This window comes from Streptomyces sp. NPDC048473 (assembly GCF_043200155.1).
Lineage (GTDB): Bacteria > Actinomycetota > Actinomycetes > Streptomycetales > Streptomycetaceae > Streptomyces.
In genome coordinates this window covers 1-17,259 of record NZ_JBICXE010000043.1, presented here as the reverse complement: position 1 = coordinate 17,259, position 17,259 = coordinate 1, and the positions used below count along the sequence as shown (strand labels likewise).

Sequence of the window (17,259 nt, the reverse complement as noted above, 5' to 3'; positions counted from 1 at the left end):
ATGAAAACAGAGCCGCCCCGTTCTTGGACAGGAGCCGTCAGCGCGCTGGCTTCCGCACGGCGATCACCCGCCCAATCCTGCCGAGCTGTGTCTCGATCTTCTCGACAACCAGCATCGCCGCCTCGGGATGCTCATCGACGGCACGCCGAACTGCCGGGCGGCTGATCGCCTTCGCAGCATCCGTCACAGAGGCGAGGGCCCGCATGAGCCTGCGTACATCCTCGGAGTCGGCCGGGTCAGGCCTCTGGCTGCCTCCCTCACCTGCGGACTCATTCGCCGGGGAGACGGCCGCAGCTGCCTCCCCGGCCGGGACCTCACTAAGACTGTCGGTCCCGCTTGCTGTGGCAGGCACCGAAGCCTCGAGGATCCCGCGGACCGCCCGTACGACATCTGCGGGCGCAGCGTCGGAGGGAATGGCCGGCAGTTGCCTCACCACATCCTTCAGCGCGCTGCTTGTCACGCGCCCTCCGTCGCGTGCCAGGGTGTCGTAGACGGCCACCGCTGCGTCCTCGCCGTGGCTCTTGGCGACGGGCGTCAGTTCACGCACCTGAGATTCCCGGGGCCGCCAGCCGAGACCGGCGAGCGCTTCTCCTATCCGCCACTCGGCCATCAGCCGTTGGGAGTGCGACTCGGAGATTTCCCAGTTGATCCAGATGAAGTCCGCGAAGTTCGGCACACCGGAGTTCCGGTGCAGGTTGCCGGTTTTCATCGTTTCCAGAGCCTTGCCGGCGATCCAGAATGCCTTGTGGAGGTTGTCGACCCCTGCCTTGCACGCCTCGAAGGTCTCCTCCTCATCGGAGCTGAGCTCCCCATCGCCTGCTGGGTGGCGGGGGAGTGGAATCGACTCGAGCGTCGTGCCGACCGGTGCCTTGATGACCACGCTTGCGTCTTGGACGATGCCCGGGTAGCCGCGCCCCATCAGGCCGGTGCCCATGGTCTGGGGCGTTCCCGGCTCGTCTTCGCTGAACAGGTCGCTGCCCATCAGCCTGTTGCCTTCCTGCAGTGCTCGAAGATTTCGGTGGTCAGGGCTCGCATGTCGTCTGCCAGGCCCACGATGGCATCGGGTACAACGTCGGCGACCTTCGCGCGGCCGGCGGCCACGTCGTATCCTCGTGCGCTCATTGGCAGGAGCTCGGCGTACTCGGAGAACAGCAGGCCCTTCTTGCGTGAGTTGCGGGCCGGCTTTTCCCGATAGCCGACCACGGTTGAGAGGATCGGGGTTGCGCTTCCGAGGACTGTGCGGATGTCCTCCTTCACTTCTGCGTGCATCGACGTCGCGGTCGGGTTGGACGCATAGAGGAAGGCGCCTCCGACGCGCAGGTGCGGGTTCACCTGGCGGCGCACCATCTTGAAGTTCCGAGAGATGCGCTCTATGCCCTGGATGGAGGAGTCGTCGGACCGGGTGGGCACCACCAGGACGCGTGCCGCTGCGACGGCCAGTTGCTCGAGCGAGTCGTTCTCGGGAGCGCTGTCGATGACGATCTGGTCGTACCAGCCGGCGATGGGTGCCAGTGAGCGAGCCAGGGAGAGTGCGACACCGGTGCCTTCGGTCATCATCCGGTGCATCAGCAGCTGGATCAGCTCGCCCACTGTTTCGCCGCCCGGCACGACATCCAGGTTGGGGCGCACTTCACGGACGGGCAGAAGTGGTGTGCGGTCGTAGACGGAGCGATACAGGCCCTGCCCGTTTATGACGGGCGGACCAGCAGGGTGGATACCTCTGCCGTATCGCTTGATACCGAGGTCGTCATCGTCCTGGCTTGTCAGGCAGATCAGCAGCGTTCGCCGGCCCTCTGCTGCTGAGGCGCCGGCCAGATGTGCGGCGATCGTGCTCTTGCCGACGCCGCCCTTGCCCGTGCCGATAACGACGCTGTTTGCTGGTGGGTCGATCAGTTCCAAGGGATCGTTGAGCACCGGCACCGGCCTCCTTGCGTATCCCGGATCCGCGTCCGGACAGGCGCGGCATTCGCATCCTGGCACACCGGAATCCGCCCACGAAGCGGTATCGAGGGCGGACTCCCCAATTGGGGAGCTCAAGGCACATCCCAGTTCCCCCAAGGGTTCGGTCAACGCATCGTCGGCGCAGGGTGAGTGACGTAAAGCCACTTAGCTATCCCTGAAGCGTGCAGGTGGAGCCCAGTCCAGGCCGCCGGAGGGCTCATGCGGGTACGTCCCCCGTTGCGTACGGCCTTGTGACGTAGGCCTGCTGATCCCCAGCGCGTGTCATTGCGCGGCCAAGCGGGCTCACGGGTGGGCGGGTATTACGGCGTAATACTTGATGTCCTATCCCAGATCAGCGTGGGCAGGGCAAGGTCTGGCCTGCTCTCCGCTGTCATCCAATTGAGGCGTTTGCCAGCGAACCCAGCCGTCTCGGCTTCTATGACAGCGAACCTAGTCGCACGGGGTGAGCGCGCTGGGGGTGTTGCATGGCTGTGCCTACTGGGGCGGACGGGGCCGTGCCGTATGTCGAGGTGTCGTGCGTGGATGCCGATGCTGCTGGCCCACTTCCGCCAGCCTCCGCACGATCCCTGGAGCCGTACGCTCGGCCCGGGGTCAGCGCGGCCGCACAGCATGACGCCCCTCGCATCCCGGCCGCCCGCCACAGACACTGAAGATCAACTTCCGGCGGCTTTCAGGCTTGCCTCGGCGCTACCTCGTACGGATCGCCCAGATGCGGACGCTCCCGTCAAGGCAGCCTACGGCGAGGCTGTAGCCGTCTACGGCGAGGATGCCGCCGTCCGGGCTGAATGCCACCGCTTGGACTTTCTCGGATTGCTTGGTCAGGATCAGCAGCTGTTCACCAGCGTGGGTGTCCCAGACGATGACCGTGCCGCTGTTGTCGCCGGACGCGAGCACGCGGCCGTCGGGGCTGAACGCCAGCGCGCTGATGTTGTCGGTGTGCCCGGTGAGCCGATGGTGCCGCTTGCCGGTGTGCATGTCCCAGACGTGGACCAACACCTTGCCATCTTCGGCGAAGGTATTGCCGGCTGCGGCAATGGTGCGGCCGTCGGGGGTGATCGCCAGCGCGCTGATATGCGAAGGCTTCCCGGTTTTTAGCCGATGACGGGGTCGTCGGCCGGTGGGTGGGTCCCAGATGAGGACGCGCCCTTCGGCGTCGCCTGTGGCGAGAGTGTTCCCGTCCGGGCTGAACGCCACCGGGCCCGTGGCGCCGGGCAGGCCGGTCAATCCCTCGCCCGTGCGGGCATCCGAGAGGCGAGCCTCAGCGTAGGTACCGATGGCGAGGGTGCCGCCGTCAGGGTTGAACACCACGGAGTCAATGGTCCCGGTGTGTCCGGTGAACTGACGGCGTAGCGTGCCCGCGTGCGGATCCCACAGGCAGATCACTTTGCCGTCGCCACCTGTGGCGAGGGTGCAGCCGTCGGGGTTGAACGCAACGGAGTGGATGCGGTCGGGGCCGTCGGTACGGTCGGGCAGGAGGCGGAGCTGCGCGCCTGTGCGTGGGTCCCAGATGCGGACGCCCGATCTGCTGTAGCTCGCCGCGAGGATGTGGCCGTTCGGGCTGAACCCCATCGCGGTCACACGCCCCCCACCACGTTTCGCTTTCAACGTGCGGAGCAGCGTGTAGGCAGGCCCCGAAGGGACGGTGGGCGCCGGGGGCGTCGGCCTGGGGTCGTGACGGGTGTCTGGCGGCGCTGGCGGAGGGGCCGGTGGGTCTGGCTTATGACCGGGCTCCTTCGGCAACGGCCCCGCCAGGAGGTCTAGGAGTAAGGAGGGGGCCGGGCGTGCCATCGGATCCTTCGCCAAGCAGGACGCCGCCACCTCGCGCAACCCCGGTGGGAGCGCCGTAAGGTTCGGTGGCTCATGGGCCGCCTGGAGCATCAGGGACATCGCTGGACCCTCACCCCAGGCAGCGCCGCCCGCCGCCGCAACCAGAACCACGCCGAGTGCGAACACATCAGCGGCGCCGGTGACTTCACGGTTCAGAGCCTGTTCGGGCGCGAGATAGCCGGGTGTGCCGAATACCGCTCCGGTCGCCGTCAGGTGCGTGGACCCGATGGCCCGGGCGATGCCGAAGTCGATGACCCGGAGGCCGCCCTCAGCCATGATGATATTGCCAGGCTTGAGGTCCCGGTGTACCAGGCCGCAGGCATGGATAGCCGCCAGCGCCTCCGCCAGGGCGGCGCCCAGTTGCCGAAGGTGAGGTTCGTCCATCGGGCCATCGGCGGCCAGCAGTTCAGAGAGTGGGCCCGCGCACGTAAGCAGTAGCCAGCCACGGCGGTTCGCCGTCAGGGTCCGCATCGTCAACCGGTGCGGTGTGGACACCGCCCACAGCGCGGGCCGCCTCCACCTCGACGCGGAAACGGGCACGGAAGGCCGGATCGGCCGCGAGCTCGGGCTTGACCACCTTCACGGCGACCGCACGGCCGCCGCGCGAATATGCCAGGTAGACGGTTCCCATCCCGCCCTCGCCGAGCTTGGCTTCAATGGTGTATCCGCCTATGTGCTCCACGCGCACAGTATGACCGAACCCACCCCGCCTGACCGGCTCATGCCACCGATTCGGCAGGGACCGGAGGTGGGGACGCTTCCCATCTGGCCATGCGGCAACACGATCTCGGCCTTCAGCGTCGGCACACCGGCGTCGCTGTAGTCCTCACGGTGATCGCTCATACCCGTGACTCTCCCGACCGCTGACGGCCCGTGCCAGGACCTGCGAAGACAATCACCGATGGGCGTAACTCCCGGCTCCACCCAGCGGCGTTGACATCCAACCCAGTCGTTCCAGGTCAGCACGCTGCACACGACTAACTTCACTGTCGAAGGACACCTGCGATGGCTGGAGTTGTCTGGGACGTGGTTGCAGAATCCGTCACGGGTAGGCCTGGGCATCTGCTCTTGGGGCGTATGCGTGTGAACCTCTGCGGAGACGGGGCCGTGGTTCATTCACCAGATCTCGGAACTGCCACAGGAGAAGGTGGTGTTCTGGAGCAGCTCGGGTGTGAGTCGGACTTGCGTGAGGTGTTCTGCGAGGGCGAGGGCGGCCGATGCGGCCGGGTAGTCGTCGAGGGGGCAGGTTCTTCCGGAAACTCGAAGCCGGTCTGGCGGATGAGGTCCAGGAGTTCGTCCGGGGTGGAGCCGGTTCGGCATCCGGGGTCGTCGAGTTCGAAGTGCAGGCGCTGGTTCGTGTCCTGGGCCCAGAGGAACGTGCCGCCGGTGTTGCCGTCATGGCTGTCGTAGTGCGAAACCCAGCGGGTGCCTTTCGATGTTGGCAGAGCCACCTCCTCGGTGACGCCGAGGAAACCGTTGGGTTCGATCATGAAATTCCATGAGCCGCTCGTGGTCAGAGCGACCAGTGTCCGGAGGCCCCGGTGCCTGTCATGGAGTTCGTGGGCGGCGTCGACGAGTGCCGGTATTCCGGTGAGTGCAGGCTCGACCCGGCCGACAAGCCGGCGCAGCAACTCGGCTGGGGGCAGGTCGTGGACCAGGGTGATGCAATACGCCCTCGCGAGTTCCGGGAATCGTTCTTTGAACCACACGTAGTCAGCAGCAGCTGCGGTCATGGCCGAGATCCTCGCTCAGACCTCTGGCATCGGCCGGAGCCGTGCAGCGGCCGGTAGGGCCGTCTCGTCAGGTGTCCGGGGAGGGGTGTTGCACCGCCGCACCCCGAGAAGACCGGAGTACTGCACCACTTGCCAGACATGACCGGGGCCCCTTCATGGATGCCTGGGCAATGCCGGAATTGCTCAGACTTCGCGGGGGACGGGACACACGTCATTGCGCGACGAGGGCACGCCCAAGGAACGGGTCGGTATTACGGCGTAATACTTGGCGAAGCTAGCGTGTTGATGCTGCATCTGATCATGTGCGTTAGTAAGCTACCTACCATGAGTTTGTCATCCCCAGGCGCCGACCGCGAGAAGGTCGTCTCCAAGATCCCTGTCGCACTACAGCTGGACCTGAAGATCCGGGCCGCCCAGCACGGCATCGACATTCAGCACGCCGTCGAAGCCGGCATCGAGGCCTGGCGCGGGCTCGGGTCCAACCTCGCCCCCATCGACACTTCCGGCGCCAAGTCCTTCGCCACCTTTCTCCCCCCAGGCCAGTGGGACAGCTTCCGTGGCGACTGCGCCTCCCGCGGAGTCTCCATCATCCAAGGCCTCGCGCAATCGGTGCAGATGTGGCTCGAGACCAACCCAGCTCCCACCGTGGTGCGCCCCGAGCACCCCAAGCGGGTCATCGTCTGCAACCAGAAGGGCGGCGTCGGCAAGACCGCCATCACCGCCGGCACAGGTGAGGCCCTGGCTGAAGACGCCAACCAGCTCCACCCCGTACGGATCTCCAAGCACTTCGCGGCCGCCCTGTCCGACGACGACAGTGACTCCCCCCTCGACTACGAGGACCTGCCGGGCCTCGGCATGAGGGTTCTCCTGGTCGACTTCGACCCCCAGTGCCACCTCACCAAGCAGCTTGGCCAGGAGCCTCTGCCACTCGAGGGCGACAGCCTCACCAAGCACATGGCAGGCGAGTCCAAGGGCCAACTGCGTGACCTCATCGTGCCGATAGAAGACGCCCGGTTCGGTGAACGCCTGCACCTCCTGCCCGCGTGCACCGACGCGTTCCTCCTGGACGTCAAGCTCTCCGGTGTCCGCGCCCGAGAGGCCGCACTGGAAAGGGCACTGTCCGCTGTCGAGGACGAGTACGACGCCGTCATCATCGACTGCCCACCCAGCCTCGGCCTGAGCATGGACGCCGCCGCGTACTACGGGCGCCGCCGCCCCGAAGAGGCACCCGGCAACTCCGGTGTACTCGTCGTTGTCCAAGCCGAGGACAGTTCCGCCGACGCTTACGGACTCCTCACCTCACAGATCGAGGACCTGCGCAACGACATGCACCTCGAACTCGACTACCTCGGCATCGTCGTGAACCACTACGACGCCCGACGCGGATACATCGCCACCTCATCCCTCGAGTCATGGATGGACATAAAGGATCCCCGAGTAGTCGGAGTCATCGGAGACCTGAAGGAACAGAAGGAGGCCGTGCGCGTAAGGCAGCCCCTGCTGGCGTACTCGCCCCGCTGTGACCAGTCCGTCGGAATGCGGGCTCTGGCCCGGGAGATCTCATGAGCAAGGCAGACAGGCTCGGCGCTGGTGCGTCGTTCGGACAGACACAGACCATCAGCGCACGCCGCGCCGCGATCAACGCCAACACCAGCGCCCCGACAGACGGAGCACCGCCCCCCGTCAAACTGCCCGTTGACCTGATCAGCCTGAACCCGGACAACCCGCGGTCCGAGCTCGGTGACCTGACAGACCTCAGCGCCAGCCTTCGCGACCACGGCCAGAAGACCGCGATCAGCATCATGGGCCGGTTCGCCTACCTCGAAGGCAACCCCGGGCGAGAGCACGACCTCGAACAGGACACCAAGTACGTCGTTATCGACGGCAACTCCCGCCTCGCCGCATCCCGGGAGGCCGGCCTCACCGAGATCAAGGTGATGCTCGACGACGACCTCGGCAGCAACCCCGACGAAATACTGGAATCAGCCCTCGTCGCCAACATCCACCGCCAGGACCTCGATCACCTCGACGAAGCCAAAGCCCTCGACCAACTACTGAAGGTCCACGGCACACAAGAGGCGCTCGCGGCCCGTCTCCACCGCTCACAGGGCTGGGTCTCCCAGAGGCTCGCGCTACTCACCCTGACACCGCAGCTGAAGCAGAGGCTCCAGTCCGGTGAGGAATCGGCAGCCTTGCTGCGGCGAGTCGGGAAGAAGAAGGCCGAGGAGCAGGAGGAACACCTGCGGCTACTCAAAGAGAAGGAAGCGCAGGAAGCCGCCGACAAGAAGGCCCGGGCAGAACAGCGTGCCGCAAGCAGTCGCAAGCAGCAGACCCAGTCTCCGCCCGCCGAGGACCCCCCGAGCGAGCCGTCCGGGCTAGCGGCGAACCCCGCGCCTTCCCCCGATTATTACGCCGTAATAAATGAGTCTGCGTCTGAGGAGACAACCGGGAGCGAGCTACCGAAGCCGCGAGAAGAAGCTGGCACTGTGGGCCGGCTGCCATCCCGTGATCCGGAGGCTCTGTCGGAGCTGATCATTGCTGAACTCGATGTCCCGACAAGGCGGAAGCTCACCGAGCTGCTGGTGGACTACAAGATCGAAGAGACAAAGAAGATGCGAGCTGAGCAAGCCTCAGCAGCCGGGAAGAAGTAGGGATCTGCGTCACGGCCCCGCAACCCAGCCTATCGGCGGGGGCGGGGCCGTTGCCTTGCACGATCGCGCGCACAGGACGCGCGCCAAGTCCGTCTGCCGGCCTCTACCAGTTCCGCTGAACCCTTGTCCGCGGATGCCTCGCGGTCACTTTTGGTTGACGGATGCGCTCCCCACGGCCTGAACAGACCCAACACGCAGCGCATCGTGAAAGTGTTAACCCGTTCCGGATTTTGGAGTACTGATGCAGGAGGGGCGCCAGCACGTGACCGCGGGAACAGGGACGACGCCAGTAAATCTCACCCGGGCGCACCGCATCTTGATCTCGATCGTGGTCGCGGGCGCGGTCATCATCGCGGCCATCGGCTTCGCCGGTTCGTAAGCAGCCGTTCGCGAACTCGCCATCGACAAGGGCTTCGGTGACTTTGCCTACGTCTTCCCGATCGGCATCGACGCGGGCATCTGTGTCCTGCTCGCCCTGGACCTGCTGCTGACCTGGCTGCGCATCCCGTTCCCGCTGCTGCGCCAGACGGCCTGGCTGCTCTCCCCCATACCGACGTTCCGGCTGTGGCGGCGGATGAAGCTCTGGGAGCTCCGGTCCTACGAGCAGGTCATCAAGCTCGAACAGGACCGGCTCATCTACCAGGCCCGCCTCCAGGCCCGCTTCGGCCGCAACTGGCGCCGCAAGGCACCCGTCGAGTCCCTGATGCCGCTGCGCCTGGCGAAGTACGGCGTCCCGCTGGCCGAGACCGGTCCGGCCGGCCTCGCCGCCGCAGGCATCGAACCGGCCCTGCTGCCCCCCGCCCTGGCCCAGCGGCTGTGGAAGCGGGGCTGGCACAGTCCGAGCTGGTGGGTGAGCACCAGCGTGCTCTGGAAGCTGGGGAGCCAAGGCCAGCTGCAGCGCCCCACGCCGAGCCGATGCCGTCGGCCGATTCTGCCGAGTCTTCCGTGATGGACGAGCTTGTCCTGCCTGACGTCGCCTGCCACGAGGCCGTCCAGGGGTACGTGACTCAGTTCGGAGAGATGCCGAACGCTCGCCGGCTCGGCCTGTTCCTCGCCCACTACGGTGTCGTCGCCCCTGCCACCGGCGGCGTCCTTACGGAAGGACAGCTCCGGCCCATCCTGCAGGACTTCAAGATGCAGATTCTGCAGCCGCCCGTATCGGCAGATGATCAGGAGAAGCCGACCGGGGAACTCGCGCTGACTCCCGTCAAGGACGACGGAACCGAGGCCCGAGCCGAAGGTGCTGGCGCTTCGGCGGACCGCCACTCCTTCTCCTCGACCGCCCTGACCGAGCCGCCTGCTGCTTCGCAGCTGGACGCGATCGACCCGGTTCCGGTGCCTGCCGCCTCAGTAGCGGGCGACCTCGGTACCGGCAGGGGAGTACCGCAGCAGACCGCGCTCAATGTCCCGTCGGCAAGGACACCAGAGACTCCCGTCAGCGAGCCAGACACGTGGGAGGCGTCGGTCATGTACACCGGAGCGGCCACCGCGCGGCTGCCCGAGCAGCAGACCGACGAGCCGGACGTGGACCCCGTTCAGCGACAGATCGCGACCGTCGCTGGATGGTTGGCCGAGGCTGAGGAAGTCGGGCAGAAGCTCTCCGGAGCGGAAGTCGCTCGTCGGCTCGGGCTGTCCCCGAAGACGGGGCAGCGGCGTGTGAACGCCGCTGCCGAGTACCTCGAAGAGCAACGTCGGCAGCGGGGCCGCGCACACCTTTGGTCGGTCAGCAGCTGACCCACGGCGTTGGACGAGTGGCCGGTGACCGTGTTTGGTCATCGGCCACCGTCATGTCCGGGACCTGCGTCCATGACCGATGACCGATGGCCCGTAACGATCGCGGTGACCGGTGACCGACGGGGTTGTGACCGATCCCGCCGACCGTGGCCGTTGGCCGATCCGGGCCTCATCGGCCCAGATCGACGAACAAGGCGCCCCCTGCCTGTACAGCGCCATCCGCGCCGAAGCCGGAGCCGACCATGGCCTGGAGTCGCGCGGCCTGGACGTCCTGATGGACGCCATCCGTCGCAAGTTCGGCGACGTCGACTCGGTGCCCTCCTTCAACGACACCTGGACCAGCGGCCGCATCCCGATGCGGATGCTCGACCAGGCCGCCGGCCTCGCCGACTCCCCGCGGCCTGCAACCCGCCCCGTTCCGGGCCCCCTGCCTCGCACCCGAACCACAGCCGGAACGCTGGCGCCAGCTGCGGTAGCCAGCAACGGGGATTCACAGCACGGGCTGGAGAAACGGTGTCCCCACAGGGTTTCCACCGCAACGCCGGGCGCCCGTCCGTTATCGCCCGTCCACGAGGACCGCTTCATCCGCTGGTCTTCGTTCCGTGGCCCGGTTTCTTGTAAGTCCACCTCGTCCAGTAGGCATGGCCCTCTTTGCCGGAGACCTTGTGGCGGTGATCAGCGGCACCCGCCGAGACGAGGTGTGTACTGCGGGACGATGCAGTAGTTGCCCCGCGGTGTGCAGCGGTGGGTATCGACTGTCCGAGCGGCAGCAGTGTGTGGGGCCGCGAGTGCCGACGGGGGAGCGGATACGAGCAGGACAGCTGCTCCGGCGGCCAGGCAGATGATCTTTCGCATACACCGCCAACGCTCCGCAGACATGAAGGTGAAGGGAGGCCCCGGCGGATCACTCGGATGTGGGGGAGCGGCACCGCCTGACACACGTGGCCCCGGATCGGCAGGCCACTTCAGGCACGGAGCCGGCGGCGGCGCGTGCGCGGTCAGGGGTTGGCCAGGTACGCGGCTGCCGCGCCGGCTGCTGCGGTGGCCAGCTGGAGACCGAAGGCGTTCAGCAGGGACACCGACCGCAGGATGTGGCACTCGTCGGGGGTGAGGTCGGCCAGCCTGGATCAGCCGGTGGCCGTTCAACTATGCGGGCGTCATCCCAAAGCCGGAGCAAACCCCTGGATCCGGTCCAACCCGTACACCACTTCCCAGGACGCAAAACCGGGGTCTGTGGACAGCGACGTTGTCGTGGGCATGGGACGATTGGTTTATCGAGTGGTCGTGGCGGGTGACGCCGAGCCAGACACGGCGACGATGCGTGCCTCGCCGGGAGCTGTTGCAGCTTCGGTGAGGGCGCCTTGAAGGACCAGGGTCAGCGCCGAACGGCACGCCGATGTCGACGGTGATGCCGTTGTTCAGGTTTACGGTGCCGGCGTGGATCTGCTGGGCCACGCGCAGGGCGCGCTCGGTGTCGGTGCTGTAGACGGCACCGGACAGGCCGAACTCGGTGTGGTTGGCGATGCGGATGGCCTCTTCCTCGTCCCGGTAGGTCAGGACCGTCAGCACGGGCCCGAAGATCTCCTCCTGTGCGACCTTGGCGTCCGGTGACACACCGGTGATGATCGTGAGGGCGATGTAGCAACCCGCCGCTCGCCGGACCAAGACGGCTCAGGCACTACCTGAAGTAGACCAAGATCCGGCCTGCATTGGTCGGATCGGCCTCCAGACGTGTGTAGAGCTTCTTGATGTGTTTCTGTGCCAAGAAAGCAAGCACGCGCTTCTTGAGCTGGCCTGATCCCTTGCCAGGGATGACTTCAGCGACCGGAACCCCGGTCGCTGCTGCCTTGAAGATGAACTCTCTCAGAGCCAGCTCGATGTCCTTGTTGTTACGGAAGATGGGGTGTAGATCCAGGCTGAACAGTGCGATCGCCTCCGGCTGTCTCGGTCCGCTCGTTCTTGCTAATTCTTTGACATCAACGGACACCGCTAGCCAAGGGTTCACCCCGAAGCCCTACGACCCCTGTGAGCCCCGTCACGAGTGATTCGTAGGCGGGGAGAGAAGAGAAGGGGGTTTGACCGGACTTGACCCGGAATCCTGGACACGGGCTATGCGGCTGGTCCAGGGGTGACAGTGGGAATCGACCCGCACAAGCACGTTCATGTCGCAGTGGCCGTCGACAGCGACGGCAGGCGCGTCAGCCGGCCGCTGACACTACCGAAGACGAAAGAACGGCCGGCAGAGCCCGACCGGCGGAGGAGGAGGAGGAGGAGGAGGAGGAGGAGCGCCTCGGCTTCCGAGAGAAGGTGTCACCCCAGAGCTGGGCCGCTGTCGGTCCCTGACTTGAGTCCCTGAATAAAGCTGCAGGTCAGAGGCGTTTTCCTACAGTGGAAAGGGACTGAAGGGACTCAACTTCGGAGTTATAACTTCACTAACGTGTGAGCGCGTATGTGCGGGCGCGTATGACTTGCATGTCAAGACTGGCTCATAATTAGCGATTACAGTCCCTTCAGTCCCTCGACGGCGGGCATCAATAGCTCTGACCTGGTGTTTTACTGAGGGGCCGAGCCAGGGACCCAAAAGTTCCAGCCCTGTCTTCACCGCTCCAGACCCTGTCCGGGGCTTCTCTGCCGGCCTCTCATGTCCCGCCCCTGCAGGGCACAGTGCCTCCGCAGGCTCCAGCTGGAAGACCCGTCAGTCCCTGTCGCGACAGCTATGAACGCTCAGCCGTGCAGACCCCTGTCCCCCCGCAGGGTTCCAAGGGACTCAAGGGACCGAGAATCTGATGCAACGGCACGCGGGGGGAATCCTGCACCCCGGGGAGTGCACGCCTTAGACTCTCTTCTGGAAGTGAGTCCCTTGGGTCCCTGTTCTCATGGGGAGAACGCTGTGAGCAGCGCACTCCCGGCAGGGACTGAAAGCCGAGGACCGACCCGACGAGGACGATTGAGTGCAGCGCCACGGTGATACGAGCTCAACTGCTCCCCCTGCCAGGGCCGTGGCTCGGCTTGCCCTCGCTCGATGGTGCGCCGCCAAGGGCTGGCCGGTCCATCCTCTTGCCGTGGGCCGGAAGACCCCGATTGCCAACTGCCCGGCTTGCAGGGACCGGCACCACGATGCCGCGACATGCCCCTGCCTGCCCGCTGGCAGGCCCTGCCACGGCTTCCACGCCGGTACCACGGACCCGGTGCGCATAGAGCGTTGGTGGGGTGGCAGCTCCCGTGCAGGTGTCGGTGTTGCCTGTGGTCCGGCGGCATTGGTCGTCATCGACATCGACGCCCACTCCGTCGTTGTTCCGGACCGAGCCCTCCTTCTTCCAGGTATTCCGATTCACGAGTCGGTCAATCTCGACGGACTGGCCTCGGGCTTCGACACCCTGGCCCTCTTGGCTGCGCTGAGGGGGCAGCAGTCTCCTGCGGAGGACTCGGAGACCCTGCGGGTTCGTACTCCGTCGGGAGGACTTCACGTCTGGTACGAAAACCCGAAGCCTGCCGTCCGATACCGTTCGTCGACCGGTTCCAGTGCGAAAGTGGCCCTTGCTTGGCAAGTTGATGTCCGTGCGCACGGCGGGTACATTATTGCGCCGACCACACGAACCTCGCAGGGCACCTACGAAGCCGTCGGTGCCACCCGCGCGCCCGCCCCGCTGCCGGAATGGCTTGCGGGGGAGCTCACCCGCACCGGACACGTCATCACTCCCAACCGTCCGAAACTCTCTGCCGTACCCGCTGCGCGGGCGGCACGGCTTCCGCGCAGCGGGACGAAGGCCCAGCGGGTCCTGGCCCCGCTCGTAGACGCTGTCTCCGAATGCGCCGCCACGGCAGAGGGCGCAGGGTTCACGGAGAAGCTGAACCGGGCTGCGTTCACGGCCGGTGGCCTGCTCGGCGCCGGGTACCTGGACGAATCCGAGGCCAAGGCCCTTCTGGTCAGGGCAGCCGAAGCGGCTCGCCCCTGGCAGTCGGCCCGCAATGAAAAGATCATCCTTGACGGTCTCGCCGCCGGGGCCGTCCGGCCGTTCTACCTCGAAGGACGTTCATGAGCAGCGCCGAGAGCAAGCGCTTTGACGCAGCTGCCGCCGCTCAGCAGATGCTCGAACTCCAGGAAGAAGCACCGATTCTTCCTTCGCAGACGTCCGGGCAGGCAGTCTCCGCCGTTCCGCAGGGCGGCGGAGACTACGTCGGGCAGCTTCCCGCCACTCTCACCGACCGGGGCAATGCCAAGCTGTTTGTCCGCGTCTACCGTGACCAGTTCCGGCACGTGGAGGGCCTGGGCTGGTTCTCCTGGGACGGCTACCGGTGGAAGCGCACCGGTGGGGAAAAAGCCGCTCTCTGGGCGGCGGGAGAACTCGCCGAGGAGATGCCGGACACCGATCCTCGTGGGTACTTCAGTGACCGGGAGCTTCACCTTCACAAGCGGCGGACCCTGTCCACCACGGGTATGAAGGCCCTCCTCGTCCAGGCAAAAGCCTCTCCGGATCTTTCTCTGGACCCGGACACCCTCGATGGGGATCCTTACGCTCTTTGCACCCCCGAAGGCGTTGTAGACCTGAACACCGGACGGCTTCGAAAGCCTGATGCGACAAGGGACTTCCACTCCCGTGCCACCAGCGTCGCCCCTCAGACCATGCCAACCCCTCGGTGGGACCGCTTCCTCACCGACACCTTCGGCAGCGATGCCGAAGGCAGGGAGATGATCGACTTCCTGCACCTGCTCCTGGGTTACTCCGTCACCGGCGACGTCGGAGCCCAGGTCCTGCCCTTTCTCCATGGCCAGGGCAAGAACGGCAAATCCGTCCTTCTGGATGTGATGATCCAGATTCTCGGTGACTACGCGGACGCTGCACCGCCCGGCTTCCTCATGGACCGTGGCGCCTTCTCCGAACACTCCACCGAGCTCACCGAGCTCCACGGCCGCCGGCTCATCGTCTGCAGTGAGCTGAAGCCGAATGACAAGTTCGACGAGGCACGCGTCCGTCTCTTGACGGGCGGAGACAAGATCAAGGCCCGGCGTATGAGGCAGGACTACTTCTCCTTCACGCCCACCCACCACCTGTGGCTCCTCGGCAATCACCGTCCCGAGGTCTCCACCGGTGGCTTCGCCTTCTGGCGCCGTATCCGTCTGTTGCCCTTCGAACGCATCGTCCCCGACGAGCACAAGATCGATAACCTGGCCGTTGAACTCGTCCGTGACGAAGGCCCCGGTATCCTGCACTGGCTCACCGAGGGCGCCCGGCGCTACCTCGCCACCCGTGATCCCCTGACAGGCCCCGACCGGGTGCGCATCGCCACCAGCGCCTACGCGAACACCGAGGATCACATCGGCCGTTTCCTTGCCGAATGCTGCACTCGGGACACGGAGGCCCACCCGGACCTCCGTGTGGAGCAGGGCCTGCTCTACAACGCTTACAGCTCCTGGTGCACAGCCGGAGAAGGTATCCGCCCGGCCACCGCTCGTACGTTCGCCACCCGGGTCCGTCAGGAACTCGGCCTCGCTTCACCATCCGACATGATCAAATCAAACGGCCGGAAGTTCTATCCCGTTCTTGCCCTGGTAGCCGAGTAGATGCCAAGTCATCGTCTTCACGCGCCCCTGCGCCCAGGTCTCGGACCGTTCTACGATGAAGGTGTCCGGACGAGCGCGGACAGTTCCGCCGCTCCGAAGGCAGGCAAACAACCCAGGCACCGGACAGACCACCGGCGCAGCCACACACAGGAGGGAATGAGGCCATGAGCTCGCTACTGACCGAGAGCGACCTCTCCGACGAAGCCCGCATTGTGTGGCTGGAAGACCCGGACAACCTCGACTACGTCCGCCAGGCCCTCGACAAGACTCCACGACGCCGTAACAGACCCCGCTACGCTCGTGACGGCCGGATGATCGGTTACACCGAACTCGACGAGACAGCTGACGCCGACCCGGACAGTGGTCTTTATCGCCGCAGGGTGTTCTTCCTTCTGCCCCACGACCGCGACACCGTCCCCCAGGGTGTCTACCGTCAGGGGGCACCGGGCGAAGCCGTCGATCCGCGGACCGTCGAGCCCAAGAGGGTCGGAGCGAAAACACCCCGTTCCCAGCTGGGAACGGCGGCGGCCATAACGTCAGCGGGTTCCTAGCCTCGGATGGGCCGGTTCCCGGAGTTCATCGAGGAGTTCCCGCAGCCCGCTGTCGAGGACGTCGCTGGTCTGGTCAAGGTGCCGACGACCGAACTCGCGAAGTACGACCTGGCTGGCGCGAAGCGGCACCGGAAACAGATCCGCGAGGTATTGGGGTTCCGGTCGTCGACCGTGGCGGACGAGAAACGGCTGACGGAGTGGCTGTCGACGGAGGTCTGCCCGGTCGAGCTGGTTGAGGACCGGCAGCGGGAGGCCCTGTTGGTGCAGTGCCGTGTCGAGCTGTTCGCGACGATGCGTCAGGCGCGGCTGGAGATATTCGAGTGGCTCACCTACTACAACCCCGGCCGCCGGCACAGCGCGCTGTCCTACCTCTCCCCGATAAAGTTCGAACAGCAGTACTACAAGACAGCGAGACTCTCACTCGCAGCATGAATCCCCGTATCCCCACTCGGGGAGTCACCTCAAGGACGCGGAAGTGCGACCCGCTGTGCTGTCCTTGCGGAACGGGGTGAAGTGCGCCGGGGGGCGGTCGATGGGCACGTCCGGACGCCAGGCCGTGAGGATCTGAGCGGAGCAGACGAACGGCCCTTGCGGGAGGGCTCCCCGCGCCGGAGGCCCTGGTGCCTCAGGAATGGCTCGACGTCCACCAACAGGTGGAACGGGAGACCGGCAATCGGCCGACCCAGAACAACCTGGGCGCAGCCCTCGGTGTACGGCGCACCAGAGCGAGCCAGATCCGGGAGAAGGTTGAGGGCGTGCAGAACACCCCTTGCACAGTTATCTTTCCGTGACCTGAAGTCGGAGGTGCTTCCGGCGTGCACGGAAGCACCCCGCTAACCTCACAGACGAGCCCCGCCACGCATCCCCCGTCGTCGCGGGGCTTCGTCATGTCCCCCGGGAGGCGATCGCATGCCGATCCACTGCCCAGCCCTCTTCGACGACGACGCCCCCGCACCGCCGACGCTCGGCCCGCTGCCCGGCATCCATCCGTTCTCTGTTCTGCGTACCGACCTAGGCCCATGGCGCGAGCGCCGCCGGGCATGGCACGACCTCGGCATGGCCAGCCGTGCCGGCCGCGAGCAGGTCACCACTGCCAGCAGCGGCGAGTTCGTGCGCAAGCACCTGCTCACGATCAACGACGGCGGGCCTTCCCCCGTGATGGTGGACACGCTTCGTTGATCACGCGGCGAGCGTGAGCTTAGCGGCGTGGTGTCGGCGTTCGTATTCGTTGGGGCTGA

General features: G+C 66.0%; 15 protein-coding genes and 3 pseudogenes. 10 read left to right on the top strand and 8 right to left on the bottom strand.

Annotated features, from left to right (window positions below):
* Nucleotides 1-37: 37 nt before the first annotated feature.
* The 6 genes and pseudogenes from ACGFU7_RS39220 to ACGFU7_RS39195 form a co-directional block, all read right to left on the bottom strand.
* The gene (locus ACGFU7_RS39220; RefSeq protein ID WP_393702622.1) at nt 38-982 is read right to left on the bottom strand and encodes a hypothetical protein; all 945 of its coding nucleotides are present in this window, start codon (nt 980-982) and stop codon (nt 38-40) included.
* Nucleotides 982-1,920 (bottom strand): ParA family protein, encoded by a 939-nt coding sequence (locus ACGFU7_RS39215; protein ID WP_393702620.1) that lies wholly within the window; start codon nt 1,918-1,920, stop codon nt 982-984. The genes ACGFU7_RS39220 and ACGFU7_RS39215 overlap by 1 nt, the downstream gene beginning before the upstream one ends.
* A 729-nt stretch (nt 1,921-2,649) precedes the next feature.
* The gene (locus tag ACGFU7_RS39210; RefSeq protein WP_393702618.1) at nt 2,650-4,173 is read right to left on the bottom strand and encodes a protein kinase family protein; all 1,524 of its coding nucleotides are present in this window, start codon (nt 4,171-4,173) and stop codon (nt 2,650-2,652) included.
* Nucleotides 4,174-4,195: 22 nt separating this feature from the next.
* Nucleotides 4,196-4,471 (bottom strand): hypothetical protein, encoded by a 276-nt coding sequence (locus ACGFU7_RS39205; RefSeq protein WP_393702616.1) that lies wholly within the window; start codon nt 4,469-4,471, stop codon nt 4,196-4,198.
* A gap of 434 nt (nt 4,472-4,905) precedes the next feature.
* Nucleotides 4,906-5,109, bottom strand: coding sequence for a DUF6461 domain-containing protein (locus tag ACGFU7_RS39200; RefSeq protein WP_393702688.1), 204 nt, complete (start codon nt 5,107-5,109; stop codon nt 4,906-4,908).
* Nucleotides 5,085-5,522: pseudogene (locus ACGFU7_RS39195) on the bottom strand (DUF6461 domain-containing protein); the annotation flags it as partial. The gene ACGFU7_RS39200 and the pseudogene ACGFU7_RS39195, both read right to left, overlap by 25 nt.
* 324 nt (nt 5,523-5,846) lie before the next feature.
* Between ACGFU7_RS39195 and ACGFU7_RS39190 the strand changes: the two are divergent.
* From ACGFU7_RS39190 to ACGFU7_RS39175, 4 genes and pseudogenes are all read left to right on the top strand, one after another.
* Complete coding sequence (locus tag ACGFU7_RS39190) at nt 5,847-7,088, top strand: ParA family protein (RefSeq protein WP_393702614.1); 1,242 nt, start codon at nt 5,847-5,849, stop codon at nt 7,086-7,088.
* On the top strand, nt 7,085-8,173 hold the full coding sequence (locus ACGFU7_RS39185; protein WP_393702612.1) for a ParB/RepB/Spo0J family partition protein: 1,089 nt from the start codon (nt 7,085-7,087) through the stop codon (nt 8,171-8,173). Before ACGFU7_RS39190 ends, ACGFU7_RS39185 begins: the two co-directional genes overlap by 4 nt.
* A gap of 241 nt (nt 8,174-8,414) precedes the next feature.
* Nucleotides 8,415-8,975, top strand: a pseudogene (locus ACGFU7_RS39180) (DUF2637 domain-containing protein); the annotation flags it as partial.
* 146 nt (nt 8,976-9,121) lie between these two features.
* Nucleotides 9,122-9,907 (top strand): hypothetical protein, encoded by a 786-nt coding sequence (locus ACGFU7_RS39175; protein WP_393702690.1) that lies wholly within the window; start codon nt 9,122-9,124, stop codon nt 9,905-9,907.
* Nucleotides 9,908-11,053: 1,146 nt separating this feature from the next.
* Here the strand turns inward: ACGFU7_RS39175 and ACGFU7_RS39170 are convergent.
* Both ACGFU7_RS39170 and ACGFU7_RS39165 read right to left on the bottom strand, forming a co-directional pair.
* On the bottom strand, nt 11,054-11,572 hold the full coding sequence (locus ACGFU7_RS39170; protein ID WP_393702610.1) for an aldehyde dehydrogenase family protein: 519 nt from the start codon (nt 11,570-11,572) through the stop codon (nt 11,054-11,056).
* Nucleotides 11,573-11,585: 13 nt separating this feature from the next.
* Nucleotides 11,586-11,894 (bottom strand): Smr/MutS family protein, encoded by a 309-nt coding sequence (locus ACGFU7_RS39165; RefSeq protein ID WP_393702608.1) that lies wholly within the window; start codon nt 11,892-11,894, stop codon nt 11,586-11,588.
* A 1,012-nt stretch (nt 11,895-12,906) separates the two neighbouring features.
* On the opposite strand from ACGFU7_RS39165, the gene ACGFU7_RS39160 reads away from it, so the two are divergent.
* From ACGFU7_RS39160 to ACGFU7_RS39135, 6 genes and pseudogenes are all read left to right on the top strand, one after another.
* A complete protein-coding gene (locus ACGFU7_RS39160) occupies nt 12,907-13,947 on the top strand; it encodes a bifunctional DNA primase/polymerase (RefSeq protein ID WP_393702606.1) in 1,041 nt (346 codons plus the stop codon).
* On the top strand, nt 13,944-15,470 hold the full coding sequence (locus tag ACGFU7_RS39155) for a phage/plasmid primase, P4 family (RefSeq protein WP_393702604.1): 1,527 nt from the start codon (nt 13,944-13,946) through the stop codon (nt 15,468-15,470). Before ACGFU7_RS39160 ends, ACGFU7_RS39155 begins: the two co-directional genes overlap by 4 nt.
* 164 nt (nt 15,471-15,634) lie before the next feature.
* Nucleotides 15,635-16,021 (top strand): DUF6009 family protein, encoded by a 387-nt coding sequence (locus tag ACGFU7_RS39150; RefSeq protein ID WP_393702602.1) that lies wholly within the window; start codon nt 15,635-15,637, stop codon nt 16,019-16,021.
* 6 nt (nt 16,022-16,027) lie between these two features.
* A pseudogene (locus ACGFU7_RS39145) lies at nt 16,028-16,222 on the top strand (DUF4158 domain-containing protein); the annotation flags it as partial.
* Nucleotides 16,223-16,282: 60 nt separating this feature from the next.
* Nucleotides 16,283-16,453: an IS3 family transposase gene (locus ACGFU7_RS39140; RefSeq protein ID WP_393702686.1), complete on the top strand. Its 171-nt coding sequence runs from the start codon at nt 16,283-16,285 to the stop codon at nt 16,451-16,453.
* A gap of 477 nt (nt 16,454-16,930) precedes the next feature.
* Nucleotides 16,931-17,200, top strand: coding sequence for a hypothetical protein (locus ACGFU7_RS39135; protein ID WP_393702601.1), 270 nt, complete (start codon nt 16,931-16,933; stop codon nt 17,198-17,200).
* Nucleotides 17,201-17,259 lie beyond the last annotated feature (59 nt).